At 40.5% G+C, this 17,049-nt stretch carries 17 protein-coding genes; 7 read left to right on the top strand and 10 right to left on the bottom strand.

Annotated elements, in window-relative coordinates:
* Positions 1 to 83 precede the first annotated feature (83 nt).
* Entirely contained in the window at positions 84 to 1,385 is a 1,302-nt protein-coding gene (purB, locus tag EHS15_RS03885) for an adenylosuccinate lyase (protein WP_135759224.1), read from the top strand.
* A gap of 84 nt (positions 1,386 to 1,469) precedes the next feature.
* Positions 1,470 to 2,837 (top strand): 7TM-DISM domain-containing protein, encoded by a 1,368-nt coding sequence (locus tag EHS15_RS03880; RefSeq protein WP_135759223.1) that lies wholly within the window; start codon positions 1,470 to 1,472, stop codon positions 2,835 to 2,837.
* Here EHS15_RS03880 and EHS15_RS03875 read toward each other — a convergent pair.
* Genes EHS15_RS03875 through add form a run of 4 tightly spaced genes read right to left on the bottom strand, consistent with a single transcriptional unit; the run spans position 2,791 to position 5,319 of the window.
* Positions 2,791 to 3,159 (bottom strand): response regulator, encoded by a 369-nt coding sequence (locus EHS15_RS03875; protein ID WP_135759222.1) that lies wholly within the window; start codon positions 3,157 to 3,159, stop codon positions 2,791 to 2,793. The genes EHS15_RS03880 and EHS15_RS03875 overlap by 47 nt on opposite strands.
* Before the next feature lie 56 nt (positions 3,160 to 3,215).
* The gene (locus EHS15_RS03870) at positions 3,216 to 3,590 is read right to left on the bottom strand and encodes a hypothetical protein (protein ID WP_135759221.1); all 375 of its coding nucleotides are present in this window, start codon (positions 3,588 to 3,590) and stop codon (positions 3,216 to 3,218) included.
* Positions 3,591 to 3,621: 31 nt separating this feature from the next.
* Positions 3,622 to 3,963, bottom strand: coding sequence for a hypothetical protein (locus tag EHS15_RS03865; RefSeq protein WP_135759220.1), 342 nt, complete (start codon positions 3,961 to 3,963; stop codon positions 3,622 to 3,624).
* Between the two features lie 6 nt (positions 3,964 to 3,969).
* The gene (add, locus tag EHS15_RS03860) at positions 3,970 to 5,319 is read right to left on the bottom strand and encodes an adenosine deaminase (RefSeq protein ID WP_135759219.1); all 1,350 of its coding nucleotides are present in this window, start codon (positions 5,317 to 5,319) and stop codon (positions 3,970 to 3,972) included.
* A gap of 154 nt (positions 5,320 to 5,473) precedes the next feature.
* Here add and EHS15_RS03855 point away from each other — a divergent pair, with 154 nt between their 5' ends.
* The gene (locus tag EHS15_RS03855) at positions 5,474 to 6,667 is read left to right on the top strand and encodes a DegT/DnrJ/EryC1/StrS family aminotransferase (RefSeq protein WP_135759218.1); all 1,194 of its coding nucleotides are present in this window, start codon (positions 5,474 to 5,476) and stop codon (positions 6,665 to 6,667) included.
* A gap of 24 nt (positions 6,668 to 6,691) precedes the next feature.
* On the opposite strand, the gene EHS15_RS03850 is transcribed toward EHS15_RS03855, so the two are convergent.
* From EHS15_RS03850 to EHS15_RS03840, 3 genes are read right to left on the bottom strand one after another with little or no spacing between them, the layout of a single operon-like run.
* A complete protein-coding gene (locus EHS15_RS03850) occupies positions 6,692 to 7,474 on the bottom strand; it encodes a hypothetical protein (RefSeq protein WP_167884147.1) in 783 nt (260 codons plus the stop codon).
* Positions 7,475 to 7,499: 25 nt separating this feature from the next.
* Entirely contained in the window at positions 7,500 to 8,912 is a 1,413-nt protein-coding gene (locus EHS15_RS03845; RefSeq protein ID WP_246051881.1) for a YncE family protein, read from the bottom strand.
* 1 nt (position 8,913) lies between these two features.
* On the bottom strand, positions 8,914 to 9,840 hold the full coding sequence (locus tag EHS15_RS03840) for a site-2 protease family protein (RefSeq protein ID WP_135759216.1): 927 nt from the start codon (positions 9,838 to 9,840) through the stop codon (positions 8,914 to 8,916).
* A gap of 88 nt (positions 9,841 to 9,928) precedes the next feature.
* Between EHS15_RS03840 and EHS15_RS03835 the strand changes: the two genes are divergently transcribed.
* Together EHS15_RS03835 and cysE are read left to right on the top strand one after the other, a co-directional pair.
* Positions 9,929 to 11,701, top strand: coding sequence for a methyl-accepting chemotaxis protein (locus tag EHS15_RS03835; RefSeq protein ID WP_135759215.1), 1,773 nt, complete (start codon positions 9,929 to 9,931; stop codon positions 11,699 to 11,701).
* Positions 11,702 to 11,706: 5 nt separating this feature from the next.
* A complete protein-coding gene (gene cysE / locus EHS15_RS03830) occupies positions 11,707 to 12,438 on the top strand; it encodes a serine O-acetyltransferase (protein ID WP_135759214.1) in 732 nt (243 codons plus the stop codon).
* On the opposite strand, the gene EHS15_RS03825 is transcribed toward cysE, so the two are convergent.
* Positions 12,435 to 13,277, bottom strand: coding sequence for an SHOCT domain-containing protein (locus EHS15_RS03825; protein ID WP_135759213.1), 843 nt, complete (start codon positions 13,275 to 13,277; stop codon positions 12,435 to 12,437). The two genes, cysE and EHS15_RS03825, sit on opposite strands and share 4 nt — an antisense overlap.
* Positions 13,278 to 13,332: 55 nt before the next feature.
* On the opposite strand from EHS15_RS03825, the gene EHS15_RS03820 reads away from it, so the two are divergent.
* On the top strand, positions 13,333 to 13,797 hold the full coding sequence (locus EHS15_RS03820) for a TlpA family protein disulfide reductase (protein ID WP_246051880.1): 465 nt from the start codon (positions 13,333 to 13,335) through the stop codon (positions 13,795 to 13,797).
* Positions 13,748 to 14,998 (top strand): LIC10025 family lipoprotein, encoded by a 1,251-nt coding sequence (locus tag EHS15_RS03815; protein ID WP_246051879.1) that lies wholly within the window; start codon positions 13,748 to 13,750, stop codon positions 14,996 to 14,998. Before EHS15_RS03820 ends, EHS15_RS03815 begins: the two co-directional genes overlap by 50 nt.
* On the opposite strand, the gene EHS15_RS03810 is transcribed toward EHS15_RS03815, so the two are convergent.
* Together EHS15_RS03810 and EHS15_RS03805 are read right to left on the bottom strand one after the other, a co-directional pair.
* Complete coding sequence (locus EHS15_RS03810) at positions 14,999 to 15,604, bottom strand: anthranilate synthase component II (protein WP_135759212.1); 606 nt, start codon at positions 15,602 to 15,604, stop codon at positions 14,999 to 15,001.
* Between the two features lie 8 nt (positions 15,605 to 15,612).
* Complete coding sequence (locus EHS15_RS03805; protein WP_135759211.1) at positions 15,613 to 16,992, bottom strand: anthranilate synthase component I family protein; 1,380 nt, start codon at positions 16,990 to 16,992, stop codon at positions 15,613 to 15,615.
* Positions 16,993 to 17,049: the final 57 nt, after the last annotated feature.

Below are 17,049 nucleotides of genomic sequence, written 5' to 3'. Positions count from 1 at the left end.
CACCTAAAAATGGATCTTGAACGTCGTTCTGCAATCGTAAAATTCACAGTTGAAACGAATGTTTGCACTGAAACTCTGCCCTTATGATCGATCGTTACAGCCATCCTGAAATCTCAGCCATTTGGGAATTAGAGAACAAATTTAAAATTTGGACAGATATTGAAATTTATGCCTGCGAAGCTCGCGCCAATAGAGGGGAAGTTCCCAAAGAAGATTTGGAAACAATTAAAGCCAAAGCAAAGTTCAATGTGGATGAGATTTTGGAGATCGAATCCAAAGTACATCATGACGTAATCGCCTATCTCACCAATTTGAATTCTTACATAGGACCGGCAGGAAGACATGTTCACTTCGGACTCACTTCTTCGGATGTAGGAGACACTGCTCTTTGCGTGCAGATGGTACAAGCCATCGACCTTTTGATCAAAAGAGCCAAAGAACTTTTAGCTACCACCAAACAAAAAGCAATCGAATATAAAGACCTTCCTTGTATCGGACGTTCTCACGGAATTCACGCAGAACCCATGACATTGGGATTAAAATTCGCACTCTTCTATTCCGAAATGCAGAGAAACATAGAAAGAATGGAAGATGCCAGATCCCAAATTGCCGTCGGAAAACTTTCCGGTGCGGTAGGAACCTATTCCAACATCGATCCCGAAATCGAAGAATACGTTCTCACAAAACTAGGATTAACCGTTGATCCTATCGCTACGCAAGTCATTTCCAGAGACAGACATGCATTTTATCTTTCCGTGTTGGGAGTCGTTGCTGCAAGTTTGGATCGAATGGCAACGGAAGTGAGACTTCTTCAAAAAACGGAAGGAAGAGAAGTAGAAGAACCTTTTGCCAAAGGCCAAAAAGGATCTTCCGCAATGCCTCATAAAAGAAACCCTGTCGTTTGCGAAAGAATCTCGGGGATCTCAAGAGTGATTCGCTCCAACGTAAACGTAGGTCTGCAAAACGTAGCTCTTTGGCATGAAAGAGACATTTCCCATTCTTCTGCGGAAAGAATCGTTCTTCCCGATTCAACAATCGCTCTCGATTATATATTGGAAAAAATGAATTTCGTATTGAAAGGAATTCATGTTTATCCTGATGCCACAGCACGTACGTTAAACGTAACGAGAGGGCTCATTTTCTCTCAAAAAGTGCTTCTTTGGCTGATCGAAAAAGGGGGAATCACAAGAGAGGACGCTTATGCTATCGTTCAAGAAAACGCAATGGCGGTTTGGGCGGATACGAACGCAAATCTAAGAGACAGACTGAAAGCGGATCCTCGTTGCTCTTCCATCCTGAAAGAATCCGACTTGGATGAGATTTTCCGAATCGAACCTTATCTGGAAAAAATCCCAGCCATCTTCAAAAGATTGGGATTGGAATAAAATTATTTCCACCGGCAACCAACCCCGTCGGTGGAACACTGTTTCCTAATATCATTTTTTATACATTGACTCTATAGACATTTTTTGCATAGTTTATCCGTTTTGGAAAAACTAAAGCTCTATATATTTTCCGTATTTATTTTATCAATTGCTAACCTCCATTGTACGGGAACTTACCAAAACCAGATAGAAGCAAAAAACGGAATTTTAGACCTTACTTCGGCGGATTACGATGCGCAAAACATCATCAAACTTTCCGGAGAATGGAAGTTATATTGGAAACAGTTCGTAACACCTAAAATAATCTCCTTATCGCCCCCAAACTCTGAGCGGAAATTTATTCTCAAACATTCCCCTTCCGTATGGAATGATACTCAATTTTTCGACGAAACGATCGGCAGTTACGGATACGCTAGTTATGTAATCGAGGTTAAGTTAAGGGAAAAAACTTCCAACTTGGCCCTATATATTCCGGACATCGGCACATCTTATGAAATGTATGTAAACGGTGAATTGCTGGCTTCTGCGGGTAAAGTCGGCGTTTCAGAAAACGAATCCGTTGCGAAATACAAACCCCAAATTGTCCTGCTTCCGGAAGGAGAACAATTCGATATTGTAATCCATGTTTCAAATTATACCAATCTATGGGGAGGTTATTGGTACCCCATTCTATTCGGCAAAGCAGAAACCATCATTCAAAGAAAACAAGTTCAATCTGCGATGAGCGTAGCAGTTTGTATTGCTGCGATGCTTATGGCTTGTTACAATCTTATATTCTATTCGTTCCGAAGAAAAGACCCTACACCGCTTCTTTTCGCGATCCATTGTATTTTGATTTTACTGAGGACGTTGACCACAGGGGAAAGGTTGGGACATTTATTGTTCGATTTCATCTCATGGGAAATTCTCAATCGTATCGAATATTTTTCCGTGTTCTGCTCCGGCCCCGTTTTATATGCTTTTTTATACAGATTTGTTCCCAACGAATTCTGGAAACGTTACGGATTATATTTCAATCTTCCCATATATACGATGTGTTTTTTAACCGTTGTGGCACCAAACTATGTATATGCGTCTTTTCTTAATCCGATGCTCGTTTATATCTTTTTTACGGTCATTCCCGGATGGATGATTTTTCTATTAGTGGGGATCGTTAAAAAACAAAAGAGTGCATGGGTTTTACTTATGGGTTATACAGGTTTGATGGCTGCTAATATAAACGATATTCTATTCACATTCGGAATTCTCGATAGTTTTTATATGATTCCTTATGGTCAGATTTTTTTAATCATATCTCATTCCGTTTTGATATCCAAAAGATTTTCGAACTCTCTAAACGAATCGGAAGACCTCTCCAGACAAATGAAGTCCCTAGTCACTTCCACTCAAAAGATCATGTCTTCATCTAACTATACAACTGCGACAAAATCCGATCCGCACTATCAGACTTAAGTAAATAACCATCAGCTCCTAACATTGCCGCTTTTTGGAGATATTCCCAATCTCTATGAATGGTAAAAAAAATAATTTTTAGATTCGGTTGCTTTTTTCGAATATTAGTAAATTCCAAAAGTCCATTTTCATCTTTCAACGAAATATCTACAACCAAGACATCGACCGCCTTGAATCCGATGATCGGCAAAGCATCCTTGATCGAGGAAGCTGATCCTATAAATTTCAAAGTAAGGTCGTTTTCAATCTCGGATTGTAGACCTTTCCGGATCATCGGGTGGTCATCAATTACAAAAACTTGAATCTTAGATCCTAAAGTCATATCATTCCAAGCCCGATTAGATTCGTGTTTAAGTGAAATATAACAACAGTTTGTTTTTAAAATGCGCCTTGTAGGAAACTTCCCTTCCAGGCAGATTTAGCACTCAGCTTGCATTCCGTTACTTCCGAATTGCAAGGAGTGGAGAAAATCTGATCGGTGCAGATTTTCACATCTGCCACCGCATAATAAGGCCCGTTGAACCTTGCTGTCTCCAAAGAATCATTGATGAATAAAACTTGTATGTCCGCATTTCTTCCGCAGGCGGCAAGCCTTGCCAGTTTGGCAGTACGAATTCTTTGTTGTGTGGTCTCTTTAGTCAGAACATCGGGACCGTTGATTCCCGCATCTGCGCAAGAGAGGAGATATAGAAAGGCCATTAAAAATAAATTTTTAGCCAATTGGAAGCTTATTTTTGATTTCGGCAAATCCATAAATCCCTCTTAAAATAACGATGGTTTGTTTTTAAAATTCGCCTTGCAGAAAACTTCCTTTAAAGGCAGATTTTGAACTCAAATTACATGGAGGCACTTCCTGGCCGCATGCAACGGAGAAAATTCGAAGCGTACAATCTGAAACATCTTTTTCGGAGTAAAAAGCTGCAGTGTAACCTGCAAATTCTATTGAATCATTGACGAACAAAGCTTGGACGTTTACGTTACCACCGCAAGCGGCAAGTCTCGCGAGTTTCGCAGAACGGATTCTTTTGATCGTAGTATCTTTAGTTAGAACGTCCGGGCCGTTGATCCCTTCGCTCGAACACGAAATCAAAAACAAAAGCCCGATTAGAAATAATTTTTTAGTCATAAAAACCTAAACCAAAACAGATGGTGTAGGTAAATTATATTTTACCTTTATCGCATCAATCTTTTCTTCCATTTGTTTCCAGAGAGTTTCTTTCTGAGGATGAAAAGTGCAATAAACGCTTTGTTTGACTAAATCGACGATCTCATCGATGGAAAAATCCAAAAAGCGGTACAATTTGAAATATTCGTAAGTTAAGTTCACATTGAAAATTTCAGGATCATCCGTATTGATGCATAAAGTCAAACCTTGGTCGTAGTAGTAACGAACGGGGTGATTTTGTTCTTTTCTTACATACTTTCCGGTAAACACGTTTGAGGTGACGCAAATTTCAATCGGAATTCGATTGTCTTTCATGTATTTGACGAGTTCAGGATCTTGGATGGCAGAAGTACCGTGTCCGATTCTTTCCGCCTTACACAAACTAACTGCATCCCAAATCGCCCAAGGACCGTCGTCTTCTCCGGAGTGAGCTACAGTTCTAAGACCTGCTTCTCTCGCCACCTTGAAAACTTCCGCATAATCTTTGGCAGGACCCATAAGTTCCGCACCGCCAAGTCCGATCCCGATCACTTCTTTTTGTTTGAGACCTAAAACTCGTTTGAGATTGTTCATCGCATTTTCCGGTCCGAAGGAACGGGAAACGTCCACCAAAAGACGAATTGTGATTCCGTCTTTTACTTCGATTTGGCGAATGCGTTCCACCATCACTTCCACCATCTCGTCAAAATCGAGACCGTTCTGGATGAACTTGGAAGGAGCGAAGAACGCCTCACAATAAACGATGTTATTCGAACGTAGGTAGTCGGCTAAACTGTCAATGAAGTAAGCCAAATCGCTTGCTTCTTTCACAGCACCTTGAACGAAGAAGAAAACTTGGATAAAACCCATCAAGTCTTTGAAGTTGTACTTATCTTCAAACTCTTTGTCCGTAACTTCAATTCCGTTCTTTTTGTATAAGAACTTTAAAGTTTCCTTATTTACGCAAGCCTCCAAATGGAGGTGGATTTCCGTTTTGGGAATGTCTCTGATAAAATTAATTACATCTTGTTCGTTGGGATGAGATACGGAAAGATCTCCGGCCAACAGCGCCTTACGTTCCTTAAGGAGAGACGTCTCTTCGGAAACGGAAAGACCCGGTTCCTTAGGAAAAAGCCAGATCGGAGGATTGACGACCGGCAATTCCATAAGCGCCACTCTTTCGTTCAAAAGAGTATTGATCTGCTTATCGAAAGTTAACTGCAGGGAAGGAGAATACGGTCTGTCCGCAGGCAAACGGCCTTTCAACCGATTGAGTTCGGAGATATCTCTGTCTATGACAGAAATACGATCTAAGATTTCGGAAAACTGAACTTCCATGTTCCAGGAAATTTTTTAACAGAAACCGGTCGCTACAAGAATATTTTTCAATAACTCGTGAAATTCCCTATATAGCCGGGAAAAATGCTTCCGATAGTTCCTTTAGGAGCGGAAAAGACTGGAAATTTTTCCGAATTATGTCGTTTAGATGAATATGCTGACCTCGCGCAAAACCTTTCTTCCCTTTGCCTTACCGTCCATCTCCGAAGATGCCATCGAAGAAGTAGCGGGTGTCTTACGCTCCGGCTGGGTCACCTCAGGCCCCAAAGTAAAACAATTCGAAATGGAGTTCGGTGACTTCGTCCGAGCCCCTCATTCTATCGCAGTGAACTCGGCAACTGCGGGACTTCATTTAGCATTGGAAGCGATCGGGCTTACGGAAGAAGATGCGGTCATCACGACTTCCATCACATTCACAGCAACAACGGAAGTTATCTGTTATTTTCACGCAGAACCCATCCTAACGGATGTGGATCCGATCCATAACCTTCTGACTCCTGCCACCTTACAAGAAACTATCGAATCGAAGTGCAAATGGGACGGCAAAGTACTTAGATCCGTAAAAACGAAAAAACAAGTAAAGGCTGTTATCCCGGTTCATTTGGCAGGATACACATGCAATATGGAAGAGATACTATCCATCGCAAAAAAATACAATCTCATCGTCATAGAAGATGCGGCACATGCATTCCCGGCCGTTCATAAAAATAAAATGATAGGAACTTGGGGCGATTACACAGTGTTCAGTTTCTATGCTACGAAAGGGATCACTACCGGGGAAGGCGGAATGATCACCACCTCACATGCAGAAGCTGCAGAAAGGATGAGAAAGATGCGCCTTCATGGAATCAACAGAGACGCATTCAATCGACCTGGTTGGTACTATGAAGTGGTGGATGCAGGATACAAATACAATATGACCGACATCCAAGCGGCGCTAGGAGTGGTTCAATTGAAAGAGTCTCATGCTTTCTGGGAAAGAAGAACCGAAATCGCAAAACATTATAATGAAGAATTCAAGTCCATCAAAGGTCTGACTCTTCCTAAAGAAGACAAAGACGGACAGCACAGTTGGCATCTTTACAGAGTAGAGTTAGATCCTAAAGTCGCAAAACTGGGAAGAGACTCTTTTGTTGAGGAATTGAAGGATAGAAACATAGGAACCAGTCTCCACTTCATTCCTATCTTCGAACATCCTTATTACAAAAAAACGTTCGGATTCAAAAGAGAAGAATATCCGAATGCGTGCAGAATGTACGATCGAACCATCTCACTTCCTCTATTTGCAGGAATGACGGAAAACGATGAAAAAGATGTGATCGATGCAGTGAAGGATCTTCTACTCTAACACTTATTTGCGGCAGAAATCCGATTAAGGTTTTGCCGCTTCCGTTCTTTTTTTATAAAATTCAGGATCGTAGGATTGTATCAAATCCTCGAGTCCTGAATAAAAAGAGTTTTCCGTTCCGTCGATCCGTCTTCGAATCCAAAAACCAACACATTGTTTTACAAGTACTGTGTCCGCATTTTCATCTTCTCTCCATACTTGAAATTTAGCCGACTCGGCTTCTTCTTCTCCATCCGTAAAATCAGGATGTAGAAAGAGATTGTATTTTTCCAAATAATAGGGTTCCAGTTGTTTTTCCGAAATCAGACGGATGTATCTTTCCGTTTCCGATTCGAAATAATTTTGATTAGAAATTAACTTTCGATAGGTGGCAAAAAAGATTCGAGCCGTTTTGGCTACATGCTCATCATAAACTTTCTGTGTTGCCGCACGAAAACCTGCGTTCGTTCTTCCCGGAATCATAAATTTCCGAAGACGAATTGGAAACTCAGGATGATAAAACCCGAAAGAATCAGAGGAATCGAAAACGATCTCATTTCCACGATGAGGCCCGCTGATAAAGACAGGAACACCTAACAACTCTGAAATTTGTTTCGGGGAGGAGAACCCAAGCAAATGACAATAATAGTTTTTGATTCCTTCCGTCTGGAGAGGAGTCTCCTTAAAAACGGTACATTGGGATTTTGTTTTGGGAAGTTGATTCCAAGCGGACTCCACAAGCAACTTCAGTCTGCTTTGGTTTTCAAAGCTTATGGGATAAATCGTGATTTTGTTCCACTCTTCTTGAAAAGAGGAAATACAACTCAAGAAGAGAAAGGAAAGAACAAAGAGACTACTTGATCTTGTAAGTAATCTCCGCAGGCAGATTTTCCCATTCAGAATTGGCATCTTTTTTAAAGTAAACAGGAGATACCGAAGGAGTCGAATTCAAACTTTGATAAAGAATTAAATCCGATTCTTTTTTTTCAAAATACCTTTTGTCGGCAGTCGAACTCGTTCCTATGTCCGCAACGGGAATCCAGCCATATCCTAGCAAAAACAAGGAAATGGAATCTTGAATCGATTTCGCCTTTCCTTTTTCGAAACGGATCATTCTGTAAGGCATCACAGGCACACCCGCTTCCATCATCTTGGATTTAAAATCTTGAAGGGAAGTGGATAGAAGACGATTGGAATGGATAATCTCCAAATAATCTCTGGCGAAAAGTTTTCCGTTTTCTTTCTGTTTATCGTAATAACTCGTAATGTCCGCAGGATAAGAAGTTTCCTTGTTCAAATAATCATCACCTACGTAATATTTGATGAACTGATTTCTGGAAGTAAACTTATACTTTAATACCTGTTCTCCGGGAGAATCCTCAATAGAAAGTTTTTTCAAATGGGCTCGGTTTCTTTGGATGAATGCAGGTTGAAAGCTGGCATCTGTAAATTTAACGGAACGGATACGTTGCTGCTCATTGGAAGGAGGATGCAGAACCGCAATCTGTGCTTTGGAAAGGGACACCGTATCGATTCTGAATTTTAAGGTTACTTCCAAAGTATATTCCTCTTCCCCGGAAGCGATGAAACGTTCCGTTTCGATGAACGGAATATTTTTGATTTCGTGAGCCTCCCGATCCACAACCCAAAGTTTGGAACCGCTGAGAAGAACTCCTCGAATCGCTTTTAAGCTGGTTTTGATGGAACCGGTGATTTTACCCGACTTTGCATCGTATCTATAAACAGTGTTATCTGCCGAATCGGAGATCCATAAGGAATCTCTCCCGAAACAAATATCTCTAGGTCTGCTTCGGTCGGTGAAAAACCCCCCTACTAAAATGGAACTGGCTTGGTCGAAGATCTGTACCTTAGCGTTGTCCAGATCCAACAGATAATAAAAATTTCCCACACTGGCGACCCCTGCCACATTCTGGATCGGAATATTGATTTTATCGGTAATTCCACCCGTGTTAGGATCGATCTTTAATATTTGTTTGGGAGCAACAACAAGTAGTTTTGCTTCTCTGGTGTCGAAGCTGATTCCTCTTAAATTCGCCAAACCAAGGTTATAAATTTCTTGTTCCCCGATTTCATTGATCTTGATCAAAGCTCTTCGGTTCGTATCTATAAACCAAAAGTTGACACCGTCCCAAGCAAGGCCGTATGCCTTGTCCGTAAGTTTATAGTCTTTCGCTTCTTGTGAAAAAAGATAAGATGCGGAAAATAAAATCAAAACATAAAAGAAGGATTGAATTCGTAATTTCATATTATAACTCTCCCAGTCTTTGAAGGAGAATCTCCCAGACGTCGGATAAAACATTGTTCCCCAGAGCCTCTGTCGCCACTACGATCGGCTTAGGGACGAATATAACTGCCAGAGAAATCAGCATAAAGAAACCCAAAGCTCTTCTGAATTTGGAAAGTCCTTCACTAGAATCTTTGACGAATGGATGTTCCACTTTTATCAAATAATAAATGATAAAACCCCAAAGCAGCCATGTGATGCTGAAAAAAGCCAAAAACAAAAACGCAATAAACAGCCAATAAATCCATTTTCTATAAGTTTCACCGAACAAAGAATAAATTACATGTCCTCCGTCCAATTGTCCGAAAGGAAGCATATTGATGGCGGTAATCAAAAGACCGACCCATCCTGCTTTTGCCAAAGGATGGGCTTCGATGTCCATAACGGAAAAATCGACAGGCCCTAAAATCCACTGACTTGTCAGATATGTAAATGCACTGTCTCCGAAAAGAAGGAACTGGGATTTATCCAAATCCGCAGGAAAAGCGACCACATGAGAAAGATGAATTCCGTATATCCATATAACAACCGATAGAATGAGGCTCATCAAAGGCCCGCCTACTCCTATATCGAAAAGAATCTTTTTATCAGGAATGGGGTCCTTGATTTTGATCACAGCACCCATCGTTCCGATCGGCCCGAAAGGAACAGGAATGAAATAGGGAAGGCTGGCTCTGACTCCATAGTACCTTGCAGGAAGATAATGTCCCATTTCATGAAAAAACAAAATGACAATGAGTGCCACGGAATAGGGCCAATTGGAGAAAAAGGCGGCGGAATATACTTCCCAAGTCTGGGGATACCTCGGATCTAAAAAAACATCGCAGAAGGTGATCGAAAGAAAAGTAAGTATAAAAAGGGAAATGTGAAGCGGATAGTTAGGTTTCAAGTGTAAAGCTTTCTATTTGGAAATTTGCTATCCTAGACGGTGCGTGAAAATTAGCCTGGAATCAATTCAATTTTAAAATAAATTTTTTATGAATCGTGTTCTCTCTCAATTCAGCGTCAAACTCAAGATTTATGGCTCCAATGCGATAAATCAAATATTAGTACTTATCATAACAATACTGGGTATTTACGGATTGAACCAGCTAGAAGAAGACCTCAATTCTTTAAAAACAATCTATGAAGATTCTTATGAAAAATCAGTTAAGATAGGCTACAATCTTGCAAAGATTCGAAATCTAACCGTTAAAATCATCAATGCGGAAGAAATTGACGATTTGGAAGAAACAAATTCCGAAATCGATCCTATCATAAAAAATACAAAACAACTATTAGGTGAAATTGAAAACTTTCTCAATATAGCGTTCTATGAAGCTACCGTCGAATTGGATAAAACAAAAGAAGCTCTTCAGGCAAATTTGAAAATCGAAGAGGAATTTGAAAAATCTCTGGAGACATTGGAACAACTCAAAACGGAAAAAGAGAAGTTTCTGCGAACCAAATCTCCTGCGGCAGCAAAGGCAGCAATTCAACTTCAGTTAGATTTGGTTCCAACCAACAAACAATTATTAAATGATATTTCCAACTTTGACGAAATGATGGGAGAACTCATCAAACTCAGAAAAGATAGATCCGAAAAGACGGCTCAAAATGTAAAAATACTTTTAATCGCAGGTTATGTAGTTTCTTTCGCAATCGTAATGATCCTTTCCTTTTTTATGGGAAGAAGTATAGCCAACCCGATCAAAAAAGCGGAACTCATCGCCAATCGTTTTGCGGAAGGTGATTTGACAGCAGAGGAAAATTTTCAATCCAACGATGAAATAGGAAGACTCATCAAAGCATTGAATCATGCATCCGTCAACTTACGATCTCTCATCTCGCAAATCAATTCCACTTCGGATCATGTAGCTTCTTCTGCGGATGAAATCTCAGCAACGGCACAATCTCTTGCGGACGGCTCCTCCAACCAAGCCGCTTCTTTGGAAGAAACATCAGCCGCAATCTCCGAAATTACTGAATCGATCAATCAAGTGGCGAAAACGGCAAAAGATCAGTCCATAGAAACGACTGCCACCATCCAAGAAATGACTTCTTTGTCCGATTCCATCCTAACAGTTACCAACAAGTCGAAGTTAGTAAACGACGGTTCCCAAGCAATGTTGAAAGAAGCGGAATCCGGCCAAATCAAAGTGGATGAAGCTTCCCGCAGAATGGGAGCGATCGAAGATAGTTCCAACGAAATCAAAGAAATCATCAATGTAATCAACGAAATCTCCGACCAAACCAACTTACTTGCATTAAATGCTGCAATCGAAGCCGCCAGAGCGGGGGAATCAGGAAGAGGGTTTGCCGTCGTTGCAGAAGAAATTTCCAAACTTGCGGGAAGATCCCAAGAGGCCACGAAACAAATCGAATCCTTAATTCAAGATTCCATCCAAAAGGTAAACGACGGGAAAGTAATTATTGAGCAATTGGTTGATGGTTTTAAAAGAATTTTAAACAAATCAAGAGAAGCCGCAACCTTAACAGAAGAGATTTCCTATGCAACAATGACTCAAAACCAACAGAGTCAAAAAGTAATGACTTCCGTATCGAATCTTACGAATCTTTCCAACTTCATTGCAGAAGCGACCAACGAACAGGAGACTTCTTCCCATGAAGTTGCGGGTGCCATCGAACAAGTGAATTCGATCTCTCAATCAAGTGCCGCTTCCGCAGAGGAACTTGCAGGATCAACGGTAAGTCTTGCACAATTATCCGAAAAACTCAACAGTCTAATCTCTAACTTCAGGATTCATTAAATATCATGTTCGAAAACATAAGAGTCATCCGAAAATTCGATCCGGCTGCCAAATCCTATTTGGAAATTATCCTCTGTTATCCGGGGCTTCATGCGATTTGGCTGCATAAAATCGCACATTTTCTTTATAAAATCAAATTTCCTTTATTCCCCAGAATGCTGAACTACTTCTCCCGATTTCTTACCGGAATCGACATCCATCCAGGCGCTCAAATCGCCAATGGAGTTTTTATCGATCACGGTACAGGAGTGGTGATCGGAGAAACAGCGATCGTAGGTTCGGGAAGTCTCATCTTTCAAGGTGTGACTCTGGGAGGAACAGGAAAGGAATCGGGAAAACGACATCCTACCATCGGCAAGAACGTGGTGATCGGAGCGGGTGCAAAGGTGTTGGGAAATATATTGATCGAAGATCATGTCCGCGTGGGTGCCGGATCCGTAGTGATGAGAAACGTCCCTGCTGGAAGCACCGTTGTGGGGATTCCCGGGAAAGTTGTGAAATCGGGAGAAGCATCCGATTCCGTAGAACAAATGTTAGAACACAATCAAATGCCGGATCCGATTGCGAAAGTGTTCTCCGTCCTTTTGGAAAAAGTGGAAACCCAACAGCAGTTGATCAATCAGTTGTATGAAAAACAAAGAGTCTTCGAAAAACAAAATTCAAACGTTTCATCAACAGAGACCAAAACGGAAAACGATTTGTTCATACAGGAATTCATTCACGGAGACGGAATCTAAAGTTCTTTCAGAAGTTCCTGTTTCTTTTTCTCGAAATCCTGCTCTGAAATAATTTTTTTCTTTCTCAACTCTTCCAAAGCTTCCAGTCGTTCAGGAACCGATCTCCATTTTTGATTCTGCAAGGCCTGGACTTCATCCTCTTCCGGAACTTTCAAAATCAAATCCTTAGGTAAAAGTTTCGGATCTTCCGAAACTATGATCCTTCCGTATATTTGAATTTTATCTTTCATTTCCGTTCTAAAAAAACTCATAGGAGGATTGTTCGGCCGAATCTTTAACTCTTGTTTGTAGGATGGATTCAATCTTCCTAATTTAAAAATCGCCCAGTCATCGAATTTATATTGGGATGGAAATGTAATGTTTTGTTTCAAATCGGTGAACCCGAACACCAAACCGGATCGAGTATGACCTACTAAAATGCTCGTTCGGAAAATTTTAGTCAGAGGAGATAAAGGATCGTCCTTTTTCACAAGAATCAAATACACTTTGGAAGATTGTTTCATTACGGCGGCGTTTAATAACTGTTCCATATCCGCAGTGACACGATCTTGTAATAAAACTTCCCAAGTATCACTGGAAAGAATACTGAGTCTAAGTTGGACTCGATCCAAAAGATTTTTAACGGTGATTTCTTTCCCCGAAGGAACAGGAACGAACTCGGAAACAAGAGATTCGGGAAAAATATCACCTAATATCGATTCGGATACAGAGAAAACGGCGATGTCTTCCGAAGAAGAAAGAAGTTGATAATGTGAAGCGAAAATCGGAATACTTTGGCATCTGCAAAAGGAAATGAAAAACAGATAAAATAAAAATGAACTTGCAGAATGGAGTTTCATGGATTAATCTTTAAGGGTGAGGATTTCCTTTTGTAGTCTTTTTTCCGGACTCGTTTTGTTTTTTTTCCTAACTCCCATTCTCGCAAACACCATTCCTAAATTTTCCATCGAAGACCAATACGGCAAAACCTTCACCCATCAATCGCAAAAAGGAAAACCAGTCCTCATATTAGGATGTGAATTGAAGGATATCGAACTTTGCAGAAAATTAGGAAGAAAGATCTACTGGAAAATGCAAAATTTACTCTGGAAAGATTCAAACAAAGTCAGCTTTTTATTCTATCTCAATCTTAAAGAAACCAACTCCCTTGTGGAAAAATATCTGGAAGATGCAAAATCAAAAGAGTTCGAAAGCGTTCTCCTCGACCGAAAAGGAGAACTCGCCGAAGGACTGCAGAGAGAAAAAGCATATCTGCGGATTTTCGATAAAAAGGGAAAACAAATTCATAGAGAATATCTATCGGAAGTCGATGAAACCAAAATCAAAGAAATACATTCCATTCTTAAAGAAGAAATCTAAACTTTTAAGAATCACATTCGTATGTTTGCTGTTTTTCTCAGCATGCACAAAGCCAAATCAAAACCATTATCAATTTTGGAAAAATTACGACTCTTTCCAAAAATCATACAGAACCCACTCATCCGGCAATGAAACGTATTTTTCCGCATTAGCGGGTTTATTATCCGATGAAAAGGAAAAAGAACTGAAACGAACCGAGTCGGGAAATCTATATGTTGAGTTAGGTGGCAAACAATCGGGAAACGGAACATGGTCTTTGCAATGGTATCCCGAACAAAAAGGAAATTACGACTATTATGCAAGAAGTGAATTTTCTCCCAAACTTTGGGGAGAGAAAGAGATCTATACGGTTGAAAGATCCCAAATTTCGCATTGGAAAGGTTTTTTACCCAGAGACTATTTTGTTTGGCTGAATGAATTCGCATTCATCGTAAACGATCCGAAATCTTTCGAAGCCTTAAAATCGAAATCGCAAAATCTAAAATTTTTATGTGAAACGATGACATGTTCCCTCAAACAAGAAGGGGGCTCCATCCTACTGGAATTCTCGATCGACGATATCACCAAAAAAAAATTTCCAGGCTTCTACAATCGGACGGGAGTTCGTTTAGAAAAAACGAAAATGACAATCGATATTTGGGATAAAACGAATCCTGAAGACAAAATCAAAATCACAAACTTGGGAAAAACCATTCAGTTCCATTTTCCAAGTCATCCTAGAAAACAGTTCTTTTTGAAACCGGGAGAGATTCGTTTTTTAGGGGATATAGAAATCAAATCCTTCGGAATCACTGCGATCATTTCCGATTTGGAATATAAACTCAATTACACCAGTTCGGCTAATGAAGATAAGTTGGTAGGAAAATACGTAAGAGTGGGGAAAAAAGAAATCACCGGAAGGTTTCTATATTTCATTCCTACGGGAGTGATCGACTTTTTTATTCCGGGGAATATAGACGAATTTTTTTCCGATATGATGACTTTGCAGGTTTACGGAACTCAAGGAAGAGGAGGAGCCGGTTTGCAAGCTGTCTATTCCTTACAAGGAAATACTCAAACCAATAAAATCACCACCTATAGCGAAATTATGCGAAAAAAATTCTCTCTATACGGAGCGGACGATTCCCAAAAAGCAAATCAAGATTTTGATTTTTACGCTTCTTGGGAAGAGGCCATGATGAAAGATTTCAAAGGAAACTGATCAATTCGTCAGAAAGTTTTTCAATAGAAGTTTGCCTTCTTCGGAACCGAACGATTCCGGGTGGAACTGAACTCCTTCTATTTTCAAAGACTTATGGCGAAGCCCCATAATTTCCCCTTTCCCTGTTCCGTCGCTCACTCTCGCAGTCACAAGCAAATCCGCCGGTAGAGATTTTTCCTCTGCCACCAAAGAATGGTATCTCATAATTTCTATATTCTGTGTTAGGTTGCGAAACACTCCTTCACCGTCATGAGAGATCGGGGAAAGTTTTCCGTGCATTGCGATTTGAGCCCGAACCACTTCACCGCCGAATGTAGTCGCCATGCCTTGCATCCCAAGACAGATTCCTAAAATGGAAGTTTTTTTCCCCAAATGGAGCAGAATGTCACTGGAGATTCCGAAGTACGCTTTGTCCGCAGGATGGCCCGGACCGGGAGAAATAATGATTCGATCGTATCCGGCGGATTCGATTTCCTTAAATTCTTTTTCATCGTTTCGAAAGACATCCAACTGGAAAGGTTTGCCGGTTTCCTCCAAAATCTCTCCTACGAGCTGATATAAATTGAATGTGAACGAATCGTAATTATCTAAAATTAGAACTTTCATAGTTTCGCCTACTTCTCCAAATGATCGTTTAAAGCTCGTTTTACGGAGGCCATTTTATTTACGATTTCCTGATATTCGGATTCCGCCAAAGAATCGTAAACGATTCCTCCGGAAGCTCTGGCGAAACCGTTTTCCCCACTCACAAAAAAAGTTCGAATCGGAATAGCAAACGTACAGTCCCCGTTAAATCCGAAAGTACCTACCGCACCTCCGTAAGGACCTCTAGGACTTTTCTCCGTTTTTTCGATGATTTTCATCGATTCGATCTTAGGTGCTCCGGAAAGAGTCCCTGCCGGAAAAGAAGCGGCAAGTCCCGAAAACATATCTTCGTTCGATTTTAGAATCCCTACTACTTCGCTGGAAATATGTTGCACATGACTGAATCTTTTCACATCGAAACGTCTTCTGACTTTTACGGTTCCGAATTTCGCCACCCTTCCTATATCGTTTCTGTGTAAATCGATGAGCATATTGTGTTCAGCGATTTCTTTAGGATCGGTTAAAAGTTTACGAGCCAATTCGGTATCTTCCGAGGGATTTGCTCCTCTTTTTGTGGTACCTGCCAAAGGAAAAGATTCCATTTCTCCTTGTCTGAGACGGAAAAGAAGTTCAGGGCTTGCGCCTAAAATGATTTTTTCTTTGAACTTCACATAATACATATGAGGTGAAGGATTGATTTTACGAAGAGATTCGTAGATGGCAAGAGGATTGCCTTTGACTGTGAACGTTTCTTCAAAACCGATTTGGCATTGAAAAGTATTGCCAGCTTTTACTTCTTCCAGAGTAAGCCGAACCATCTCTTTGTGCAGTTCTTTTGAAAAAACTTCGCTTTTGGCTTTTACTTTTACACTGGGAGCCAAAGTATCTTTCTCTTCCTTCACTTTGGAAAGAAGGGATTTCACTTCCGAAGAACGATCCTTTCCATTATTGAAATAAATCAGTTCGCCTGTGAATTTATCGTAGATCAAACCGTCCAAATACATCCCAAACTGCATGGATGGAAAATCAGGATGCGGCTCTATTTTCAATTTAGGCTCGAAAAACTGCATCGAGTTGTAACTTAGAAATCCTACAAGTCCTCCCGCATAACTGATGCTGAGTGAATTATAATCGGTAAGATCTCTTAAAGCATAATAAGGATTTTGAACTTTGTATTCTCTTCCGTCGAAAACCAAAGAGCCGGGATTTCCAACGATCAAATGTTCGGGGTCGAATCCTATGACCGAATAACGAGAGTCATATTGATTGTCTCCTGCGGATTCCAATAAAAAACAGGTGTCGTATTTTTTTTCGAAACTTCGAAACAATTCCCAAAATTCCAAACCGGAGGGAAGCTCGAGCTGAGTGTATTTGGGTTTTTTGGGGATCGTTATTTTAGGAAGACTCATTCATTACACCTTTCACTGGCAACAAAGCCAAGATTCTATATTCGTTTGTTTCTGAAA

The organism is Leptospira idonii, assembly GCF_004770995.1.
Taxonomy (GTDB): Bacteria; Spirochaetota; Leptospiria; order Leptospirales; family Leptospiraceae; genus Leptospira_A; species Leptospira_A idonii.
This window is presented reverse-complemented; position numbering and strand designations above follow the sequence as displayed.